This is a genomic window from Acidimicrobiales bacterium (assembly GCA_036491125.1).
Classification (GTDB): Bacteria; Actinomycetota; Acidimicrobiia; order Acidimicrobiales; family AC-9; genus AC-9.
Window position 1 is genome coordinate 14,817 of the sequence record DASXCO010000171.1, and the last position, 21,342, is coordinate 36,158.

Below are 21,342 nucleotides of genomic sequence, written 5' to 3' on the forward strand. Positions count from 1 at the left end.
CTGAGCTGGCTCCCAGGCTCGCCCGTCAAACTGTAGATGATGAGCGCTCCCAGCCCCCGGTCCCGAGAGCAGGGCCTCCGTCGGCTCTCCCGGCTGACCGCATGGGTCGCCGCCGCCGCCATCGCGGCCACGGGCCTCATTGCGGCGGCGGCTGCGGACGCCCTTCCGGGGAGGTCGAGCTCCAGCTCCGGTTCGACGGTGCAGGGGGGCCAGAGCGGGTCCGGAGACGCGAGCACGACGACGACCGTGACGCCGCCGGACGGGAGCAGCGACACGAGCGGCCTCCAGCCGGCGGCGCAGGCGCCCGTACCGACGGGGCGATCGCATCACGTCGTCTCGGGCGGGACGTGACGGGCACACTCGCCTCGGTCACCTTTCCCGCCCTCGGCACGACGGTGAGCGTGCTCGTGACAGCTCCGCGAGCCATCCCGGCGGTGCGCCAGGCGGTGGAGCACGAGCTGGCGGAGATGGACGTGGCGGCGAGCAGATTTCGGCCCGACGCCGAGCTCGCGCGCCTGAACGCGGCGGGTGGTCGCCGGGTGCACGTCGGTCCGCTGCTGATGACGGCGTTGGTGGTCGCGCTGCGGGCGGCTCAGCTCACAGAAGGGGACGTGGACCCGACGATCGGTCGCGCCGTTCGCCTCAATGGTTACGACCGGGACTTCGCCGATGTCGATCCGGTCGGCCCTGCCCTGGCCGTGGATTCGGAGCCGGCCGGGGGCTGGTCGGCGATCGAGATCGACCCCGCCGAGGGATGGGTCAAGGTGCCGGCGGGCGTCGAGCTGGACCTGGGCGCGATCGCCAAGGCCCTGGCCGTCGATCGGGCCGCCAGCGCCGCCCATCTCGCCGCCGCAGATGCCGCCGCCGATTGCGGCGTGCTCGTCAGCGTGGGAGGAGACCTCGCTGTTTGCGGCCAGCCACCAGCGGGCGGCTGGGCCGTCCGGGTGACCGACGACCACCGCGACGACGCCGGGAGCGGACAGACGATCACGGTCGCCGACGGCGGGCTGGCGACCTCGTCGACGACGGTGCGGCGCTGGAGCCGTGGGGGACAGATCGTCCACCACATCGTCGACCCCCGGACCGGCGAGCCGGCGGGCGGCCCCTGGCGGACGGTGAGCGTGACCGCCCGCAGCTGCGTGGATGCCAACACCGCGAGCACGGCGGCAATCATTCGCGGCGCCAGCGCGCCGTCGTGGCTGGGCGAGCTGGCCCTGCCGGCGCGTCTGGTCGCCGAGGACGGCCGGGTCGTGACTGTCGGCGGCTGGCCGGCAGAGCCGGCCCTGGAGGCCGGCTCCGTGGTACAGCCGGCCGAGGGGGCGACGTGACGCCGTTGCTCGCTGCGACGACCGGCAGCCCTCTGTGGTACCTGACCCGCAGCGCCGGCGCTGTCTCGCTGCTGCTGCTGACCGGGTCGACGGTCCTCGGCGTCATGGCCACCGTGCGCTGGCGCTCCGAGCGCTGGCCGCGCTTCGTGACCTCCGGTCTGCATCGCAATCTCTCGCTCCTCGCCCTCGCGTTCCTCGTCGTCCACATCGTGTCGGCGGTGGCTGACGGCTTCGCCCCCATCGGATGGCTCGACTCGGTGATCCCGTTCCACGGGACATACCGCTCCGTCTGGCTCGGCCTCGGGGCCGTTGCCTTCGACCTGCTGCTGGCCCTGCTCATCACCAGCGCCGTGCGCCAACGCCTCGGCTACCCGGCGTGGCGGGTCGTGCACTGGCTGGCCTACGGGTGCTGGGGGCTGGCGGTCGTGCACGGGCTCGGCACGGGCACCGACCCCAAGGCCACCTGGATGCAAGTCGTGATCATCGTCTGCATCGGCGCCGTGATCGTCGCCATCTGGTGGCGGGTGCTCGCCGGCTGGCCGGCGCCGCTGGGCCCGCGTCTCGCCGGGCTCGGCGCCACCGTGGTCGTCCCTGTCGTCATCGCCGCGTGGGCATTCACGGGACCCCTCGGGTCGGGCTGGGCTCGGCGGGCCGGCACCCCGTCGAACCTGTTGGCCTCCAGCTCGACTGCGACGCCGGGCTCGGGCACTTCAAGCTCGTCCGGCGCCAGCGCTCCTCCGTCTACGGCCGCGCCCGGCCCGTTCGGGCAGGCGCCGTTCTCGGACACCCTGCAGGGCACGATCGTGCAGAGCGCACCCGACGCGGGCGGACTGGTGACGGTGCGCATCGACGCGGCGCTCGAGGGCACCGTGAGCGGGCGGCTCGTCGTGACCATCCAAGGTCGGGCGGCCAGAACGGAGGGCGTGGACCTCTCGACGAGCAGCGTCACTCTCGGACCGCCTCAGCAGCCTGGTCTGTACAGCGGCAAGGTCACCGATCTCGAGGGAACGCGGCTGATGATGACGGCCACGAACGCCACGGGGGCCGCGATGACGCTCACCGTTCGCCTCCAGACCGACCCGTCGTCGAACGCCGTGCGCGGCACCCTGCGGGCGACGCCCGGAGCGGTCTCGAGCCCGGCGGGCCAGGGGGGCGACTGAGCCGTGGCGCCGGTCGCACCCCCTGTTGGGCTCCCTCGTCTCCTGCGGTGGGGCTCCGGGTCCGAAGGTCCGACGCGCCTGTCCGGCCACATGGAGCGGGTGGGACCCCCGCCCCTCCGTGGGGACCAGAGGCGGGGCCCCCGAGAGGCACTGATGCGGGCGGTCGAGGCCAGCGGACTGCGAGGTCGGGGAGGCTCGGGCTTTCCGACCGCCCGGAAGATGTCCGCGGTTGCCCAAGGGGGACGGCGACCTGTCGTCGTCGCCAACGGAACCGAGGGTGAGCCGGCCAGCGCCAAGGACAAGCTGCTGCTGCAGTCCGCTCCCCATCTCGTGCTCGACGGCATGGTGCTGGCCGCCGAGGCCGTGGGCGCCAGGCGGGCGATCATCTGTGTCGAGGAGACCGCCCGGCGGGCCTGGCTCAGCGTCGAGGCGGCCATCGACGAGCGGCGCGCCATCGGACTCGACCCGATCGGGATCGAGCTGGCCGCCTCACCGAGCGGCTACGTGGTGGGGGAGGAGAGCGCCCTCGTCCACTGGCTCAACGGCGGACCGGCGAAGCCGACCTTCGTCCCGCCCCGGCCGTTCGAGAAGGGGGTGGGCGGGCGGCCGACGTTGGTGCAGAACGTGGAGACCTTGGCCCATCTGGCGCTGCTGGCGCGGTTCGGACCCGACTGGTTCCGCGAGATCGGGACACCCGGCCACACCGGGTCGACGCTCATCACCATGTCCGGGGAGGTGGCCCGGCCCGGCGTGTACGAGATCGCCCCCGGCACCTCGATCGCCCACACGATCGCCTCCAGTGGCGGCGCCGCCGACGACGTGCGCGCCGTGCTCGTCGGGGGGTACGCCGGTCGCTGGCTCGACGCCGAGCACTCTCTGCGCCTGGGCCTGAGCGACGATCAGCTGCGGCCGGTAGGGGCGTCCCTGGGTGCCGGGGTTGTAGTGGTGCTGTCCCGGCGGGGTTGCGGGCTGGCCGAGACGACTCGCATCGCCCGCTACCTGGCCGGAGAGTCGTCGGGCCAGTGCGGTCCCTGCGTGAACGGGTTGGCGGCGATCGCCCGGGCCCTAGATCAGGTCCATCGGGGCGAGGGCGGACCGGACACCCTGGCCACCCTGCAGCGCTGGGCCACCGACGTCGCCGGTCGGGGCGCCTGCCACCACCCCGACGGGGCCGCGCGGATGGTGGCCTCGGCCCTCGAGGTCTTCTCGGCCGACGTCGACTGGCACGGGCGCCACCGGCGCTGCTGGGCCGAACCCGTCCGGCCCGATCTCGTGTCCTCGGCACCGCCGAGGAGCCGATGATGGAGACGGCCGGACGTCGTCGCAACATGCGGCTGGTGGTGAACCCCATCACCTGCGAGGGCCATGGGCTGTGCGCCGAGTTGCTGCCCGAGTGGGTCCGCCTCGACGACTGGGGCTACCCGATCGTGAACCCCGATCCCGTGCCGCCCGAGCTGAAGGACCACGCCCGTCGGGCCGTCGCCGCCTGCCCCACCTTGGCCCTGCTCGTCCGGCTCGACTGAGCCGGACGAGCCACAGCCGTCAGGCGTTCTCTTCGGCCGGGTTGAGCGACGCCAGTTCGGCCTCGGCGGTTGCGCCCTCGGTGGCCGGAGGCCGGGCCAGCAGGATGGTCATCGCCAAGGCCAGCCCGACCAGCGCCAGGTCGGCGATGAGACCGGCCTGCATGGCGGCGACCATTCCCGCGCTGGCCAACCTGGAGAAGAAGATGGTGCCGACGGCCGAGATGCCCAGCGTGATCGAGAACTGTTGCGTCGTGGTCAGCACGCCTGACGCCGCACCCGCGGAGCTGCCCGGGACGCTCTGCAGCACCCCCGAGACGATCAGCGGGACCACCAGGCCGCTGCCGATGCCGATGAGGACGAGGACCGGCGACAGCTCGATCGCCGATGCCGACAGCCCCGCCTCGCTCACGACCAACGTGAGCCCGACGATGCCGACCAGCGCGGCCGCGGTGCCCGCCGTGATCACCCACGTGCCCCAACGGGCGTGCAACCGCCGTCCGGCCAACGAGGAGGCAGCGAAGGCGACGCCGAGGGGGGCGAATGTCAGGCCGGCGGTGAGCGGCGAATCGTGCACGCCCTCCTGGAGGAAGACGGTGAGGGTGAGCAGCACGCTACCGAAGAAGGAGAAGAACCCCAGGTTGACCAGGAGCCCCAGGTTGAAGGCGCGATGCCTGAACAGCTCGAGGGGCAACAGCGGGTGACCGCCGCCCTCGCCGAGACGTCGCTCCCACCACAGGAACGACGTCACCAGCAGCGCACCGGCGCCGAAGGACACCCAGGTCCACAGCGGCCAGTGCTGGCTCCGGCCGAGGACGAGGGGAGCGGTGACGGCGCCGATGCCCGTGCTCAGCAGGATCACCCCGAGTGGGTCCAGGCGGTCAGCCAGCGTGGCCCGCGACTCGGGGAGGAGACGGAAGGCAGCCACGATGGCGAAGATGCCGATGGGCACGTTGACCAGGAAGATCGGCCGCCAGCCCAGACCGAGGATGTTCAGGTGCAGCAGCACGCCGCCGAGCACCTGCCCGGACACCGTGCCGAGGCCGACGGTGGCTCCGAACAGCGAGAACGCTCGCGGCCGCTCGGACGGCGGGAAGCTGACGGTCAGCATGGCCAGCACCTGGGGAACCATCGCCGCGGCACCCAGACCCTGGGCCAGACGTCCGGCGACGAGGGCGGCGCCGGTCGGCGCCACGCCGCAGAGGAACGAGGCCACTGCGAACAGCCCCAGTCCGGTCACGAACATCCGCCGCCGGCCGACGAGGTCTCCCAGCCGGGCCCCGGTGACGAGCCCAGCGGCGTAGGTGAACGAGTAGGCGGCCACGATGAGCTCGAGCGTCGCCGAGGAGGCGCGCAGGTCGTGCTGCACGCTCGGTGCGGCGACGTTCACCACGAACACGTCGAACAGGGACATGAACGTGGCCGACAGCACGATCGGCAGCGAGCGCCAGCGACGGGGATCGTAGGTGGGTTCCGCCGCCGCCTCAGCCGCATCCGTTGGCGAGTGCTCTGCGGGTGCCGGCTGACGTTCGGTCATCGTCATGGGGAAGCCGCCCCTCTCGGTGAGTCAGAGAGTTCGATGTACGTAGAACCGTCCAACTCCGCTACCATCTGAGGTATTCCGGCTGAGGCCGGTTGGAGCAGGAACGTGACAATGAACACACAAGAGGGTGTCGGCGTTGCGTGAGCTGCCGGGGCCCGCGGTCGAGGACATCGACCTGGCGTCAGTGATGCACGCGCTGGCCGACCCGTCGCGACTGCGGACGGTGAGCGCCCTGGCCGAGACCACCGAGCTCTGTTGCAGCGATCTGGGCGGGCTGCCCGGCTCGCCGGGGCTGGCCAAGTCGACCCGCTCGCATCACCTGCGGGTCCTGCGGGAGGCGGGTGTGGTCCGGGCGCGCTACGACGGTCAGCGCAAGATGGTGGCGCTCCGCCGTGAGGACCTGGACGCCAGGTTCCCCGGCCTGCTCGACGCCGTACTGGCCGGGGCCAGGTCCGAGACGGCAACCGCCGCCGTCATCACGGTCGACGAGTAAGCGCGACTAGGACTGAGCGACCGGAGCGGGCCCCGGCTCTCAGCCGCCCTGTCCGGTGGCAGGGGAGTTGGTGAGCGTCGCCGTGGCGGACTGACGGGCCCCGTTCCGTGTCCAGGCGACCTGAACGTGGTCGCCTGGATGGTGGGGCCTGATGGCAGAGGATAGGTCGCTGGCGCTGGCGACCGGCTTGTTGTCGAGCGACACGATGACGTCACCCGTCTGGAGGCCGATCTGGCTCGCGGGTGAGCCCGGCACGATCTGCTCGACCAGAGCACCAGACCCACCGGGCGCGCCGGGTGTCGAGCCCGATGCGTCGGCGACACCGACTCCGAGGAAGGCACCGTTCGGGGCCGTCGCGCTCCCGTTGTTGACCCCTTGTCCGGGCTTGAGCTGGGAGATCTTCGTCTTCGCCTGGTTGATCGGGATGGCGAAGCCGATGTTCTGGGCCGGCTCCTGGGAGCTGCCGGTCAGCACGGCGGTGTTCATCCCGACCACCTGACCGGCGGAGTTGACGAGGGGCCCACCGGAGTTCCCGGGGCTGATGGCTGCGTCGGTCTGGAGCAGACCCGAGAGGCTTTCACCCCCGGAGTTGAGGGTGCGATTGAGCGCCGAGATGATGCCCTCGGTGACCGTGGGCTGATTCCCGAGGTCCAGCGCGTTGCCGACGGCCAGGACGTTGTCACCGACCTGCACGGCTCCAGAGTCGCCGAGGGTGACGGTGGGGAGGCCGCTGACGCCCTGGATCTGCACCAGGGCCACGTCCGCGCTGGGGTCCGCCGAGGTGACGGTGGCCGGGTGGGTCTGGCTCTGGCCGGCGAACGTGACGTTCAGGCTCGTAGCGCCCGACACAACATGCGCGTTCGTCAGGACCTGGCCGTTGCTGTTGATCACCATCCCGGTACCCGCCCCCGAGCCGCCGAGGCGACCCCCACCGCCCTGGGTGTTGATGTTGACGACCGCCGGCTCCACCCGGGCGAGGATGCTCTGGACGTCACCGGGCTTCGGCAGCACGCTGGCGTTCGAGCTGAACTTCGGCGTGATGATCGCGCTCGACGAGCTGGAGGGCTTCTCCAGCACCGAGCCGATCACCCCGCCGACCAGGCCGGCGATGAGAATGGCGACGAGACCGGCGACGATCCAGATCCGGCCGGGGGGGCCGCCGCCGTTGCTGCTCGGCTGGCTGGCCGCCGGCTGGGTGAGGGTGGGGCTCTCGGGCGGCGGTGGCCCCGGGGGGTCGAGCGACCACGGCGTGGCGACGGGCCGCATGAACGGATCGGTCTGTGGGCCGGGCGAGGGCCAGCCCTGCTGCGGAACGCTCTGCTCGGGCGAGGGCTGCTGCACCGCCGGCGGCTGGGCGGGGGGCTGCTCCGATGCAGGCTGCTGGACCGGGGGCTGCCCGGCCGGGGGCTGCTCGGCCGGGGGCTGCTCGGCCGGGGGCTGCTGGCCCGCCGGCGACCAGGGCGAGGTCTCCTCGTCGCCCGGCTGCTCCGGCTGTGGGCGATCGAACTCCTGCGACGGACGCTCCTTGCCCTCGTCGGGGCCGCCGGCGTGTCCTTCGCTCATTGCCTCTCTCCCTTCGGCGTCCCTGCGACAGCGTGGCGCCAAGGGAACATCCTGGTCGGCGAGGCTGTGAGGGACCTGAGAAGAGCCTAGGAGCCCCCGAAGAACTGTCGAGCACAACGAGGACCGGGCCCCGCCGGGCCCCGACCGGGGCGGCGAAGCCGCCAGCAACAGACGGCCGGCGGCGGGGTTGGGGTCCCGCCGCTCGGAGGAGGGCGGGGATGGGGCCCCGACCGGGGCGGCGAAGCCGCCAGCAACAGCGCCGACGCCTTAGCATCACCCGTCCATGTCCTTCGTGTTGATCGACAAGCCCCGCCCGCACGTCTCCCTCATCACGTTGAACCGGCCCGAGCGCATGAACGCCATGGCCTTCGACGTCATGATCCCGCTGCGGAAGGCCCTGGAGGAGGTCAGCCTCGACAACGACACCCGCGTCGTCGTCGTCACCGGGGCGGGCGACGCGTTCTGCTCGGGGGCCGATCTGGAGGACTCGGGTGTGGTCCCGGACATCGCCGGGCTGACGACGCCCGGGATCGCCTGGCGGGCCATGGAGCTGCTCCACGACGTGATCCTCGCGATCCGCAGAATTCACCAGCCGGTCATCGGGGCGATCAACGGTCCCGCCATCGGGGGCGGATTCTGTCTCGGGGTGGCAACTGACATCCGTATCGCGTCGGAGCAGGCATATTTTCGAGCGGCGGGGATCAACAACGGTTTGACGTCGAGCGAGCTCGGGATCAGCTACCTGTTGCCCAGGGCCGTCGGATCGTCGCGCGCGTTCGAGATACTGCTCTCTGGGCGCGATGTCGATGCCCAGGAGGCCGAGCGCATCGGCCTGGTGTCGAGGACGGTGCCTGTTCCCGAGCTGCTGGACGCCTGCTACGAGCTCGCCGAACGGATCATCGGCTTCAGCCGGGTGGGCGTGGAGGGCACCAAACGTCTCTTGTGGGCGAGCCTCGACGCCGGCAGCTTGCACGCCCACATGGACCACGAGGGCCATGCCCAGCTCTATGTGCGCCTCACCACGGAGAACTTCGAGGAGGCGGTCCGGGCCCGCAGGCAGCGCCGACCCCCCGTGTATCGCGACTGATCTGGCGCCTCGGCGACTACCTCGTCCAGGCGGGGGGATCATTTGACTTTGGTGGTCTGAACGTGAGGTGAGTTCTCGGACGCGTGGTCGGCGCGTGCGGTCAGCCGCGCTCGCCGAGCCGCTCCGGATTGTCGGTGAGCCACCGCCGCAGGTCGGCCTTGAGCACCTTGCCGCTGGCGTTCCTGGGAAGGCTGTCGACCAGAACGACGTGTCGGGGCGCCTTGAAGCCGGCAAGTCGTGACCGCGCCAGCGCGATCACCTCGGATGTGGGGTCGGTCCCGCTCTGCTGCGGTACGACGAGGGCGCACACGTTCTCGCCCCAGCGGGGGTCGGGCACGCCGATCACCGCCACTTCCCGCACCCCCGGGTGCGAGTGGACCAGGTCTTCGACCTCTCGGGACGCCACGTTCTCTCCGCCGGTGACGATGATGTCCTTCTTGCGGTCGACGATGTACAGCAACCCGGTCTCGTCCAGGCGTCCGACGTCACCGGTGCGAAGCCATCCGTCGCGGATGGTCTCGGTGGTCGCGGGCTCGTCGTCCCAGTAGCCGGACATGACCTGAGCGCCACGGACCAGGATCTCGCCGACGGTGCCCACCGGCACGTCACGCTCCTCGTCGTCGATCAGTCGTAGGGCGACGCCGGGACCGGGCCGGCCGGCGGCGGCGAGCAGATGCTGCTCGCCGGCGAGACCGCGCCGGTGCGCCTCGGGGTCCAGGAACACGGCGTTGCCGGATAGCTCGGTCATGCCGTAGCCCTGGGCGAGCTCCACGCCGAGCTGGCTGCTGGCCCGGGCGACGAGTGTCGGCGGCATCGGCGCCGCGCCGTACGCCACTGATCGAATGGAGGGCACCGACCGACCGAGCCTGTCCAGGTGGTCGAGGAGGGCGTCCAGCATGGTGGCCGCCAGCGAGGTCGTCGTGGCCCGGTACCGCGCCGCAGCCTCGACGAAGTCCGCGGGATCGAAGCGGCGGAGCAGCACGACGTGGCGGCCGTGGCGATGATGGTTCAGGACGTTGTACCCGGCGACGTGGCACAGCGGGAACGGGAAGAGGTACACCTCGTCGGCCGCCACGGGTCGACAGGCGGCGGTGACGTCGACAGCAGCCAGAAGGCTGGTGTGTGTGAGCACGGCTCCTTTCGGAGTGCCGGTCGTGCCGCTGGTGTAGATGATCCACGCTGGCTCGTCCGCCCGCTCCGCGACCGGCGGCGCGGGTGCCGCACTCCGCACGAGGGCTTCGTAGCGGTCGAGATCGAGGATCGTTCGGATCGACGGAATCGATCCGGCGTCCGGGAGGAACTGTTCCGGAGAGCCGGTCGCCCGGATAAGCAGCGTGGCACCCGAACGGGCGACGATCCCGGACAGCTCGGGTGGGGCGAGCCGGTGGTTCAGGAAGACGAGGACGCGGCCGGCGCGGGGCACCGCGTAGTAACACTCCACCCAGGCCAGGGAGTTCTCGCCGATCACGGCGACCCGGTCGCCGGGGTCGGTCAGCGCTTCGACGACGGCGGCGACCCGTGCCACGCGTGCCGCCAGGGAGTGGAAAGTCATCGTCGTCGCCCCGACGGAGACCGCGGCCGCGTCAGGGGTCTCGGTGGCGCTGCGGTCGATGAGATCGTGGAGGAGCACGGGCGGTTCCCGGTCTGTCAGCTCAGGGTGCCGCAGCGGATCCCCGTGAGGGCCACCTGGACCTCCCGGAGGCGTCGGGCGATCTCCGGATCGTAGGCCCGTGGCCTGGCCGTCGAGGGCCACTCGACCACGGTCCGTGTCAGGGTCGGTACGCTGCTCGGGTAATCAGGGAGGGAGGTGGCAACGGCCCTGGCACGCTGCGTGAACGGGCACGACGTGCTCGCAGGCGACCGTTTTTGCGGGCAGTGCGGGTGGGCCGTGCCCGCTCATTGCCCCTACGGGCACCCAGCCCAGCCCGATCACACCTACTGCCGGGATTGCGGCGCGGCCCTGAACGGCGCGGCCCTCCGCCCGGTGGCGGCCTCGGCGTCCCAGCCGGTACCGCCGCCGTCCCTCCCGCCCCCGGCGCTGTTGCCATTGGAGCTGTCGGCAGGCCCGGTCGGTGTCGCACCGCCGACCTGGGCCGGCACGGTCCCACCCCCGTACGAGCCGGCGACCGGGCCCGTCGGTGTCGCACCGCCGCCGTGGCCCCGGACCGGGCCACCCCCGGTGCAGCAACCCGTGGGTCTTGCCGACGCGAACGCAGCTCCGTGGGCCGCCGCGCCGACTGGGCCGCCACCCGGGCCGTCGACGTGGCGGCCCACGGAGCCGTCGGTCGCGCCATCGGCTGGGTTCGGCGAGGGGCCGGGAGCACGGCCGCCGAGGCGCTGGGCTGCGGGCTCGACAACTGCAGCCTTGATTGCCGCGCTGCTCGTGCTCGCGGCGGCGGGCTTGGGCGCCTATGCCGGTGCGACCGGTGGACGGGGCCAGGGAAACGCCGTCTCGGGCCTGCCGGGCACGATCGAGTCTGCGGCGGCCGGGCGCTTCGCCGCTCGGTCCGTGTCACCGTACGCCAACATCGCCCGTGCACCGAGCGTTTCTCCCACGACGGTGCCGGCGCCGGCCGTCGCGCCATCGACCGTCGCACCACCGACCGTCGGGCCATCGACCCTCCCTCCGACGACCGCTCCGCCCGTCGCGCCCGCGGTCAGTGCGCTTCCTGGCCTGGCCTCGCTGACCGGGGACTGGACCGGACACGGCGGAATCCTGCACATCGGAGCTGACGGACAGGGACAAGCGACGTTTCGCGCCTACCGGTTCTGCAGCAACGACCCGACCCCGCCGTGCGACACGATGTCGGGGAGCACGATCGTCGACGGCGGCCACGCCCAGTTCCGTCTGAAGCCCTCGAGCGTGCCTGGCACGGCGACCGGTCAGGTGACGAGCAGCGACGACCCCGAGGCCTTCCAGCCCAGCTTCGCGATGACGGTGGACCTCAGGCCCGGCGACGTGATGCTCGTCACCTCCTCACCGGCCGCGCAGAGCGTCGCCTACTGCGGATCCCGCGCCGCCGCGGGCGCGTGCGGCGCCTGAGGTCGGTCGCTGGCGGCGGCGGACGCACCGCTCCGAAACCTGCCAAGTCGGTGCGACCGGCCATATAGTGCGGGAGAGCCAGACAACCCGCCGGCGGACATGCAATAGGGACTGGCCAATGGGCAGGTGGGTCCCAGTTGGCACGGGGTCGGGGGATAGGTGCACAACCTGAGGCCACATCTCGGCGCCGCACGGAGAGGCACGGAGGAGTCGCGCGAGCAGATCACTTCTGTCCAGGGCCTGGCCGCGCTCTCGCTCGACGCCCTGACGTCCATCTCGTACGGCCCCGAGGCGATGCTGGTCGTCCTCGCGACAGCGGGGGCGGGCGCATTGTCGGCGATCGAGCCGGTCACGGGCGTGATCGTGCTCCTCTTGGCGCTCCTCGTCCTGTCCTACCGGCAGGTGATCGAGGCCTATCCGAACGGTGGGGGCGCCTACGCCGTGTCGAAGGACAACTTCGGCCACCGCGCCAGCCTCCTGGCTGGCGCGTCGCTGATCGTCGACTACGTGCTCACCGTTGCCGTGTCGATCGCCGCCGGTGTCGCCGCCCTGATCTCCGCCTTTCCGGGCCTGGCCAAGCACCCGCTGATCGCGAGTCTCATCATTCTCGTCCTCCTGACGGCCATCAACCTACGAGGACTGGCGACGAGCGCCCGGCTGTTCATCATCCCGACCGCCGTGTTCATCGTCGGCACCTACGTGGTCATCGCCGCCGGTCTGCTTCGTTCGGGACCGGCGCCCGGCTCCGGCGTGATCCCGGCCCCGACGGCCGGAGCGGTGAGCACGGTGGGAGTGTTGCTGCTGCTCAAGGCCTTCGCCAACGGCACCAGCGCCCTCACCGGCGTGGAGGCCATCGCCAACGACGTCCCCGCCTTCCGGGCGCCACGGGCGGTTCGGGCCATGCGCACCGAGGTCATGCTGGGGGCGATCCTCGGCAGCATGCTGATCGCACTGGCCGTGCTAACCGTGAAGTTCCACATCGCGCCGCGACACAACGTGACCGTGCTCAGCCAGATCACCAGCGCCTCGGTGGGTCGCGGAGCGTTGTACTTCACGGTCGACCTGACTACCACCCTCGTCCTGTGCCTGGCGGCCAACACCGCCTTCGGGGGGCTACCGAATCTCGCCAGCATCCTCGCCTACGACAACCTTCTGCCCCATGTGTTCCACCTCAAGGGTGAGCGGCAGGTCTATCGGTACGGCGTGGTGAGCCTGGCTGTCCTGGCGGGCATCCTGCTGATCGCGGTCAACGGCAACACCAACTCGTTGATCCCCCTCTACGCCATCGGCGTGTTCACCGGTTTCACCCTCTCGCAATCGGGGCTCGTCCGGCACTGGCGAAAGACCCGGCCTCCGGGCTGGCGGAACAGAGCAATGCTGAACGGAACCGGAGCGGTGATGACCGCGGCGGCCCTGTTGATCTTCCTCACCACGAAGTTCACCGAGGGTGCCTGGGTCGTGGTGGTCGCCATCCCCATCTTCATGTTCTTGTTCAGCCGGGTGTACGTCTACTACGGCAGGGCAGGGGTGGCGCTGGGCCTGGGATCGACGCCGCCACCTCCCGCACGGGCGGAGACGGTGGTGATCGTGCCCATCAACCGGGTCTCGAACCTGATTGCCGACGCCTTGAGCTTCGCAGAGTCGATGGGCGACCGGGTGATCGCCGTGACCGCGCAGCACGACGAAGACGAGGCCGCTGAGATCCAAGCCGAATGGTCGAGGTGGAACCCGGGGGTCGAGCTGGTTGTCCTGCGGTCTCGCAGCCGCGCGGTGGCGGCGCCGATCGTCGATTACGTCACCTCCCCCGAGGTTCGGGCCCTCGGTCGGGTGGTGGTGCTGATATCCGAGATCGAGCCGCGGAAGTGGCGTCACCAGCTCCTGCAGAACCAGCGTGGCGGCATCCTGGCCAGCCGTCTCCGCCGAGAGACGGACGTCGTGGTGGCCCGACTGCCCTTCCGCCTGAGTGAAGACTCAACCCGGCCCGAGGCGTAGGACACTCCCGTTGGGCACGCTGCGCGCTGCGTTGGTGTCCTGAGCCACGCCGTCCTCGTCGAGACGGGCGGTCGTGTTGTCGCACCCGCCCTGACTCCTCGCCTGGTAGGTCACCGCCACGGCCTCGGGGGCGATCGAGCGGCCGGCGGCCGTGACCGCCCGGAGGCGGCTCCAGCGGACGGTCACCGTGGGGTCGTCGCAACGGGCGAAGACCTCGGACCACACGACGGGGTCGGCCAGGTAGCGGCCGGGGACGTGCAGATCCCGGATCACGGTCTGCTCGCCCGACGACAGGTCGCGCACGGAGGCCCGCCACACGTGCGTGCCGTCGGGTCCAGGTGATGACGGCACCCGCTGCACCCACAACTCGTATTGGCGCCGAGCTTGCCACGGAAACAACCGCGTGTTGGGGTTGCCGTCCAGGCCGGGCAGTCCCGAGAGCGAGCCGCCCAGCTCGCCACCGCCCGCGTGGTAGCCGCCCCAGTTGACTGCTGGCTTCGGTGAGCCGGTCGGAAGCCACTGGAGGCCGGTGTGACCTGCGCCCACGGTGTGTTGCCCATCGTGAAAACCGGCCTGGAGGGCCCAGAAGTACAGCTGCGGCACGCTCGGCGGGACGACGACCTCCAGCACCGCCGTCACCTCGTCGAGCAGCTCGGGGTGGTCGAAACGCCACCACAGATGGAACGAGGACGCCCCGTTGGCCGATGGCGGCGCGCCTCGCACGCGCGGAAACAGCCGGAGCACGCGGACACGGTAGCTCCGGCGGCTCGGCCGCCCCGGACACGCGGCCCTTCCTCGCCGCCGGCGGCCCCTGGCTGCGCGGGTATCCGATGGCTCGAAATAACACCCTTGTGATGAAATAGTGCCGATGACCACTCACGCCCCGTCCCCGGCACCGCCCCTCGGGGAGGACGCACTCGCCGACTTTCACCCGGCCGTTCGCTCCTGGTTCGAGCGCCGCTTTCCCGAGGGTCCCACCGAGCCGCAGCGACTGGGTTGGCCGCAGATCCGCTCGGGGCGGGACACCCTCGTCGCCGCTCCGACGGGGTCGGGCAAGACGCTGTCTGGCTTCCTCGTGGCGATCGACGCCCTCTACCGGGCCCACGAGCGGGGCGAGGGCGTCGCCGGCACCAGCGTCGTGTACGTGTCGCCGCTCAAGGCCCTCGCCGTCGACATCCATCAGAACCTCGAGCGTCCGCTGCGCGAGATCGAGGAGACGGCGAGGGAGCTGGGCCTCGACGCTCCCGACCTGACGGTCGCCGTCAGGACCGGCGACACCCCGAGCTCGGCGCGCGCCGCCATGCTCAAGGTGCCACCGACCTTCCTCATCACGACCCCTGAGAGCCTGTACCTGCTCCTCACGGCCGAGCGGAGCAGGGCACTGCTCCGCCACGTAGACACCCTGATCGTGGACGAGATCCACACCATGGCTCGCGACAAGCGAGGCTCGCACCTGGCCCTCACCATCGAGCGCCTGGAGCACGTGCAGGAGGGGCCAGCCCGAGAGGCCGGCCCAGACGAGCAGCCGGCCCGGGAGGCCGGCCCCGACGAGCAGCCGGCCCGGGAGGGCGGCCCGCAGGAGCACCGTCGGCGCCCCCAGCGCATCGGCCTGTCGGCCACCCAGCGCCCGATCGAGGCCATCGGCCGCCTGCTCGTCGGCGTCGGCGACCGACCGGAGGCGTCCATCGTCGACTGCGGCCATCAACGCCACCTCGACCTCGCCCTCGAGCTCCCGGGCACCGAGCTCGGCGCGGCCGCGTCGACCGAGCAGCTGGGGGAGGTCCTCGACCGGATCGCCGGCCACGTGCGGGAGCACCGCACGACCCTGGTCTTCGTCAACACCCGCCGCCTGTCGGAGCGGTTGGCGCACCAGCTGGGAGAGCGACTCGGCCCGGAGCAGGTGGCGGCCCATCACGGCAGCCTCTCCCGGGAGCGGCGCCAGCGGGTGGAAGCGCGGCTGCGGGCCGGCGATCTGAGAGCCCTGGTCGCCACGGCATCGCTCGAGCTCGGCATCGACATCGGGCCGGTAGAGCTCGTCTGCCAGGTCGGCTCACCGAGGAGCATCGCCACGTTCCTCCAGCGGGTGGGTCGCTCGAACCACTCCCGTGCGGGCACGCCCTCGGGTCGCCTGTTTCCCCTGACCCGGGACGAGCTGCTGGAGTGCGCCGCCCTCCTGACCGCGGTGCGAGCGGGTCGCCTGGACGCCCTCCAGCCTCCGGTCGCGCCTCTCGACATCCTCGCCCAGCAGGTCGTGGCCGAGGTGGCGGCCGAGGAGTGGAAGGAGACAGACCTGCTCGATCTCTTCCGGCACGCGGCGCCGTACGCCGATCTCGAGGACGCCGACTACGAAGGGGTGCTCGACTTCGTGTCCGACGGTGTCCAGACCGGCCGGGGTCGGCGAGCCGCATACGTGCACCGGGACCGGGTCAACGGCTCGCTGCGGGGGCGTCGGGGTGCCCGCCTGGCCGCGCTGACGAGCGGCGGAGCCATCCCCGAGGTCGGTGATTACCGCGTCCTGCTGGATCCCGACGACACCTTCGTCGGCACGGTCAACGAGGACTTCGCCATCGAGTCGATGGCGGGCGACGTGTTCCTCCTCGGCTCTCATTCCTGGCGGATCCGCCGCGTGGAGCAGGGCGTGGTCCGGGTCGTCGATGCCGAGGGCGTCCACCCAACCATTCCGTTCTGGCTCGGCGAGGCACCGGCCCGTACGGACGAGCTCTCGGCCGAGGTCTCGGGCCTGCGCCGGGCCGTGGACGAGAGGCTGGCCGCGGGCGACAAGCCCGGCGCCGTTGCCCACCTGGTCGAGGTGTGCGGCATCGACGCCGAGGCGGCGACCCAGATGGTCGAGTACCTGGCCGCCGGGCGCGCCGTCCTCGGAGTCCTGCCGACGACCGACGACGTCGTGTTCGAGCGCTTCTTCGACGAGACCGGGGGGATGCAGCTCGTCGCCCACACGCCTTTCGGTGGACGGATCAACCGAGGTTTCGGGCTCGCCCTGCGCAAGCGGTTCTGCGCCACCTTCGACTTCGAGCTCCAGGCCGCCGCCAACGACGATGCGGTCGTGCTGTCGCTCGGGCCACAGCACAGCTTCCCGCTGGCCGACACGCCGAGGATGCTGCGCTCACCCACGGTCGAGGACGTGCTCGTCCAGGCGGTCCTGGCATCGCCGATGTTCACCGCCCGCTGGCGCTGGAACCTCACCCGCGCCCTGGCCGTGCTGCGCTTCAGGGGCGGACGGCGGAACCCGCTGCCCATCCAGCGCATGGAGTCCGACGACCTGATGGCCGCCGTCTTCCCGGCGCTGGCCGCTTGTCAGGAGAACGCCGTCGCCGGACCGGTCGCCGTTCCCGGTCACCTGCTCGTGCGCCAGACGCTCTACGACTGCCTCCACGAGGCGATGGACATCGACGGACTGCGTCACCTCGTCGGACGCCTGGAGACGGGCGGAGTTCGGGTGCACCTGGTGGAGACGGCCGAGCCGTCCGTCCTCGCCCACGAGATACTCAACGGGCGGCCGTACACCTTCCTCGACGATGCCCCGCTCGAGGAGCGGCGCACTCGAGCCGTCCAGCTCCGCCGCAGCCTGCCCGTGGACGCCGACCAGCTCGGTCGGCTCGACGAGACTGCCATCGCCCGGGTCCGAGAAGAGGCCGCACCCGAGCTGCGCGACGCCGAGGAGCTTCACGACCTGCTGCTGTCGCTCGTGGTGGCCCGCCCCATGCCCGATCATCAGGACTGGTTCGAGCAGCTGCCGGCGGCCGGCCGGGCGACGACGGCGATGGTCGCCGGGGGAGCACTCTGGTGCGCGATCGAGCGGCGCCGCGAGGTCGAGGCGCTGCTGCCCGAGGCGGCGTTTGCGCCTGACCTCCCGGTGCCCGCAGCCGTGGCGTCCGGCCCGCCGCCGGACCCCGACGAGACGGCGCCCGAGGTCATCCGCGGCCACCTCGACGTGACCGGCCCGGTCACGGTGGAGGACCTGGCGCAGCGGACGGCGTTGTCGGCCGGGACCGTCCGCATCGCCCTCGGCCGTCTGGAGGCCGAGGGTTTCGCCATCCGCGGCTCGTTCGACCCAGGGGTCGAGGTCGAGGAGCAGTGGTGCGCGCGGCGACTGCTCACGCGTATCCACTCCTACACCCGGACCCGGCTCCGGCAGGAGATCGACCCCGTGACGGCTCAGGACTTCATGCGCTTCCTCCTGCGGTGGCAGTACGCCGCTCCGGGCGCCCAGCGCCAGGGGCGGCGGGGTGTGCTGGCCGTCGTCGATCAGGTCCAGGGCTTCGAGGTGGCCGCCGGCGCGTGGGAGGAGGCCGTCTTCCCGGCTCGCGTCGAGGGATACCAGTCGCCGTGGCTGGAGGACCTGTGCCGGTCGGGCGAGCTGGCGTGGGGACGGCTAAGCGTGCGGTCACAAGACTCGGATGGGTCGCCCCGACGGGGCGCGGCCACGCCGTCCCGGGCCACTCCCATCACCTTCGCCGTGCGAGAGGACCTGCCGTGGCTGCTCCAGGCCTACCGGGGCGACGCCGAGCCCGTCGAGCCCGCCCACGGGGCGGCCCGGGAGGTTCTCGAAGCCCTCGAGGCCCGGGGAGCGCTGTTCCACTCGGAGCTGCGGGCGTTCACCCGGCGGCTTCCGGTCGAGGTGGAAGAGGGCTTGTGGGATCTCGTGTCGCGAGGCCTGGTCACGGCCGACGGGTTCCAGGCCGTTCGGTCCCTCCTGTCGGCCAGGGAGATGTGGCGCCGGCGACAGCACGGCCACGACCGGAGGCGCGCCCTCGGCCGCCGCCGGGCCTCGGCGTGGCGCGAGGGCGGAGAGGGCCGGTGGGCCCTGCTGCCGGACGCCCAATCCGTTGACGACGCCGACGGCTTGGCCGAGACGGTGGCCGAGCAGCTGCTGGCCCGCTGGGGAGTGGTCTTCTGGGATCTCATGACCCGCGAGAACCTGGCTGTTCCCTGGCGCGAGGTGATCTGGGCCCTCCGTCGCATGGAGGCGAGGGGTCTCATCCGTGGCGGGCGCTTCGTGTCGGGCTTCGTCGGCGAGCAGTACGCGCTGCCCGACGCTGTCGAGGAGCTGCGTCGGGTGCGGCGGGCCCAGCGCGCCGGCGAGGTGGTCCGCGTCAGCGCCGCCGATCCGCTCAACCTGGTGGGCATCGTGGTTCCCGGCGCCCGAGTCCCGGCAATTCGGTCGAACCGGGTGGTGTACCGCGATGGCCTGCCCGTAGACCCCGGGCTCGGAGGCTCGGCGCCCCCCGTCGGACGATCGCAGGGTACCTTCGAGGTTCGAGACGCGTAGGCAACGAAGGGGAGAGGCAATGGGATTGTTCGACAAGGCCAAGGCCAAGGCAGAGGAGCTGGCCGACAAGGCCCAGGCGGCCGCGACGGACCACGATCTCTCGGGGAAGGCCGACAAGGCCGGCGAGAAGACCGGGGAGCTCGCCGCCAAGCTCGAGGCCAAGGCCGACGAGCTCGCCGGCAAGGCCCAGAACGCGGCGGCCGACCGCAAGGACACGATGTCGGGAGCGATCGACAAGGCGGCGAAGACCGCCGACGACAAGACCAAGGGCAAGTACCACGACAAGATCGCTGGTACGGCGGACAAGGCCCAGGGGTACGTGGAGCGTCTCGAGCGACGCGACGCTGGTGGTGGGTCGAAGGGCGAGGGCGACGAGGGCCCGCCCAGCCCCGGGGATCAGTAGCGCCCCGGCGATCCCCCGTTATCTGAGCGGTAACACCGGTGCCGACTCGGTGATCGTGGCGGTGATGGCGCCCAGCTGCTCCACCTCGAGGCGGACCTCGTCGCCCGGGCGGAGCCACGGATAGCGCTCGAGGCCGTGGAGGCCCGACAGCTCGAGGATGCAGCCGCTGCCGACTGTGCCGCTCCCGAGCACATCGCCGGTCTCCACCCGGGTGCCCCGCGAGGCATAGGCGAGCATCTGTCCGAAGGACCAGTACAGCTCGGCGAGATTGCCCCGGCTGTACGGGACCCCGTTGACCGAGGCGGTCATCTCGAGGTCGTAGGCGCGGCCCTGACGCCGCGACTCGAGCTCGTCCGGTGTCACGAGGACCGGACCGAGTGACGTGGCCGAGTCCTTGCCCTTGGCGGGTCCGAGGAGCTGGCGCATCTCCCGCATCTGGAGGTCGCGCGCGCTCCAATCGCACAGGACCATGTAGCCGGCGATGTGCGATTCGGCCCGCTCGGGCGAGAGATTCGTCCCGGGGCGGCCCACGACGGCGGCGATCTCCAGCTCGTAGTCGAACTGGGAGCTGCCCGGCGAGACAGCCACGTCGTCGTGTGGCCCGCAGACGGCGGCCGGGTTGGTGAAGTAGAAGACAGGCAGCTCGTACCAGTCGGGGTCGACATCCTGGCCCAGGCGCCGGCGGCTGTTGGCCACGTGGGACTCGAAGGCCATGAAGTCCCGAATCGACGGGGGCATCGGGACCGGTGAGCGGAGACGAGCGCCGCTGATCGGGACGATCTCGAGGGGACTCGACACGGCCCGCTGGGCCGCGGCGTGCATCGTCGCCTCGTCGCCCAGCAGGTCGAGCAGCCTCGTAGGCTCCTCCAGGCCGCGGATCAGGTCGTCGCGAACCAGGCCCGGACGGTCGGCACCGAGGGTCGGCGACGTGTACGTGACCCAGCGCATGCTCGACACCCTCTCCGGCCCGAGGCGAAGATAAACCCCGTGATCCCTTACGAGCGAGGACTCCATGTTGTCGGCCCCGGCGCGTACGCCTACCTGCAACCCGACGGCGGCTGGGGTTGGAGCAACGCCGGGCTGGTGCTCGGTGACGACGAGGCGCTGCTCGTCGACACCCTGTTCGATCTGCGCCTGACCGGCGAGATGCTGTTGGCCATGCACGGCCAGCTGGGGGGGCGGCCGATCTCCACGGTGGTGAACACGCACGCCAACGGCGATCACTGCTTCGGCAACGAGCTGATCCCGGATGCCGAGGTGATCGCATCCCGGGCCGCGGCGGCGGAGATCTCCGACGCCCCGCCCGGGCTCCTCGGACAGCTGGTGTCCGCCGACCTCGACGAGCCTCTGGCGGGATTCGTGAAGGACGCCTTCGGCCCCTTCCACTTCGACGAGATCACGCTTCGGTCGCCGACCCGGACCTTCGATGGTCGCCTCGACCTCGACGTGGGAGGCCGCCGGGTTGAGCTCCTGGAGGTCGGGCCCGCGCACACCCTGGGCGACGTCATCGTCCACGTCCCTGACGCCGGGACCGTCTTCACCGGCGACATCCTCTTCGTGGGGGTCACGCCGGTGATGTGGGCCGGTCCGATCGCCAACTGGATCGCGGCGTGCGATCGCATCACCGCGCTCGGCGCCGAGACCATCGTCCCCGGTCACGGTCCGGTGACCGGCGCCAGCGGCGTGAGCGGGGTGCGCGCCTATCTGGTGTGGGTTCGGGACGAGGCGACCAGCCGGTTCGAGGCGGGGATGTCCGCCGCCGACGCCGTGCGCGACATCGACCTCGGCCCGTTCGCGGGCTGGGTGGACACCGAACGGATCGTCGTCACCGTCGACAGCATCTACCGGGAGCTGGACCCCACGCGGGAGCGGTCGGGCGTGTTGCAGCTGATCGAGGCGATGGCCTCGTACCACTGAGCG

General features: G+C 71.4%; 17 protein-coding genes. 12 read left to right on the forward strand and 5 right to left on the reverse strand.

Annotated features, from left to right (window positions below):
- Positions 1–39: 39 nt before the first annotated feature.
- From VGF64_13580 to VGF64_13600, 5 genes are all read left to right on the forward strand, one after another.
- Entirely contained in the window at positions 40–351 is a 312-nt protein-coding gene (locus tag VGF64_13580) for a hypothetical protein (GenBank protein HEY1635787.1), read from the forward strand.
- The gene (locus VGF64_13585; protein ID HEY1635788.1) at positions 348–1,328 is read left to right on the forward strand and encodes an FAD:protein FMN transferase; all 981 of its coding nucleotides are present in this window, start codon (positions 348–350) and stop codon (positions 1,326–1,328) included. The genes VGF64_13580 and VGF64_13585 overlap by 4 nt, the downstream gene beginning before the upstream one ends.
- Positions 1,325–2,488, forward strand: coding sequence for a ferric reductase-like transmembrane domain-containing protein (locus tag VGF64_13590; protein HEY1635789.1), 1,164 nt, complete (start codon positions 1,325–1,327; stop codon positions 2,486–2,488). Before VGF64_13585 ends, VGF64_13590 begins: the two co-directional genes overlap by 4 nt.
- 153 nt (positions 2,489–2,641) lie before the next feature.
- On the forward strand, positions 2,642–3,790 hold the full coding sequence (locus VGF64_13595; GenBank protein HEY1635790.1) for an NADH-ubiquinone oxidoreductase-F iron-sulfur binding region domain-containing protein: 1,149 nt from the start codon (positions 2,642–2,644) through the stop codon (positions 3,788–3,790).
- Positions 3,787–4,011 carry a ferredoxin gene (locus tag VGF64_13600; GenBank protein ID HEY1635791.1) on the forward strand — a complete coding sequence of 75 codons (225 nt, stop codon included), beginning with the start codon at positions 3,787–3,789 and terminating at the stop codon, positions 4,009–4,011. Before VGF64_13595 ends, VGF64_13600 begins: the two co-directional genes overlap by 4 nt.
- A 19-nt stretch (positions 4,012–4,030) precedes the next feature.
- Here the strand turns inward: VGF64_13600 and VGF64_13605 are convergent, their stop codons facing one another.
- Positions 4,031–5,551 (reverse strand): MFS transporter, encoded by a 1,521-nt coding sequence (locus VGF64_13605; GenBank protein ID HEY1635792.1) that lies wholly within the window; start codon positions 5,549–5,551, stop codon positions 4,031–4,033.
- A gap of 136 nt (positions 5,552–5,687) precedes the next feature.
- On the opposite strand from VGF64_13605, the gene VGF64_13610 reads away from it, so the two are divergent.
- Positions 5,688–6,044: a metalloregulator ArsR/SmtB family transcription factor gene (locus VGF64_13610; GenBank protein HEY1635793.1), complete on the forward strand. Its 357-nt coding sequence runs from the start codon at positions 5,688–5,690 to the stop codon at positions 6,042–6,044.
- 39 nt (positions 6,045–6,083) lie between these two features.
- Here the strand turns inward: VGF64_13610 and VGF64_13615 are convergent, their stop codons facing one another.
- A complete protein-coding gene (locus VGF64_13615) occupies positions 6,084–7,607 on the reverse strand; it encodes a trypsin-like peptidase domain-containing protein (protein ID HEY1635794.1) in 1,524 nt (507 codons plus the stop codon).
- Positions 7,608–7,890: 283 nt separating this feature from the next.
- Between VGF64_13615 and VGF64_13620 the strand changes: the two genes are divergently transcribed.
- Positions 7,891–8,694: an enoyl-CoA hydratase gene (locus VGF64_13620; protein HEY1635795.1), complete on the forward strand. Its 804-nt coding sequence runs from the start codon at positions 7,891–7,893 to the stop codon at positions 8,692–8,694.
- Positions 8,695–8,794: 100 nt separating this feature from the next.
- On the opposite strand, the gene VGF64_13625 is transcribed toward VGF64_13620, so the two are convergent.
- The gene (locus tag VGF64_13625) at positions 8,795–10,324 is read right to left on the reverse strand and encodes an AMP-binding protein (protein HEY1635796.1); all 1,530 of its coding nucleotides are present in this window, start codon (positions 10,322–10,324) and stop codon (positions 8,795–8,797) included.
- Positions 10,325–10,501: 177 nt separating this feature from the next.
- Between VGF64_13625 and VGF64_13630 the strand changes: the two genes are divergently transcribed.
- Both VGF64_13630 and VGF64_13635 read left to right on the forward strand, forming a co-directional pair.
- Positions 10,502–11,737, forward strand: a complete 1,236-nt coding sequence (locus VGF64_13630; protein ID HEY1635797.1) for a zinc ribbon domain-containing protein — start codon at positions 10,502–10,504, stop codon at positions 11,735–11,737.
- A gap of 159 nt (positions 11,738–11,896) precedes the next feature.
- Positions 11,897–13,729: an APC family permease gene (locus VGF64_13635; protein ID HEY1635798.1), complete on the forward strand. Its 1,833-nt coding sequence runs from the start codon at positions 11,897–11,899 to the stop codon at positions 13,727–13,729.
- Here the strand turns inward: VGF64_13635 and VGF64_13640 are convergent.
- Positions 13,709–14,473 carry a hypothetical protein gene (locus tag VGF64_13640; GenBank protein ID HEY1635799.1) on the reverse strand — a complete coding sequence of 255 codons (765 nt, stop codon included), beginning with the start codon at positions 14,471–14,473 and terminating at the stop codon, positions 13,709–13,711. The two genes, VGF64_13635 and VGF64_13640, sit on opposite strands and share 21 nt — an antisense overlap.
- Before the next feature lie 124 nt (positions 14,474–14,597).
- Here VGF64_13640 and VGF64_13645 point away from each other — a divergent pair, with 124 nt between their 5' ends.
- Both VGF64_13645 and VGF64_13650 read left to right on the forward strand, forming a co-directional pair.
- Positions 14,598–19,019, forward strand: a complete 4,422-nt coding sequence (locus tag VGF64_13645; protein HEY1635800.1) for a DEAD/DEAH box helicase — start codon at positions 14,598–14,600, stop codon at positions 19,017–19,019.
- Between the two features lie 19 nt (positions 19,020–19,038).
- Entirely contained in the window at positions 19,039–19,422 is a 384-nt protein-coding gene (locus tag VGF64_13650) for an Rv0909 family putative TA system antitoxin (GenBank protein HEY1635801.1), read from the forward strand.
- 18 nt (positions 19,423–19,440) lie between these two features.
- On the opposite strand, the gene VGF64_13655 is transcribed toward VGF64_13650, so the two are convergent.
- Positions 19,441–20,370, reverse strand: a complete 930-nt coding sequence (locus VGF64_13655; GenBank protein ID HEY1635802.1) for a fumarylacetoacetate hydrolase family protein — start codon at positions 20,368–20,370, stop codon at positions 19,441–19,443.
- A gap of 39 nt (positions 20,371–20,409) precedes the next feature.
- On the opposite strand from VGF64_13655, the gene VGF64_13660 reads away from it, so the two are divergent.
- A complete protein-coding gene (locus tag VGF64_13660) occupies positions 20,410–21,339 on the forward strand; it encodes an MBL fold metallo-hydrolase (protein HEY1635803.1) in 930 nt (309 codons plus the stop codon).
- Positions 21,340–21,342 lie beyond the last annotated feature (3 nt).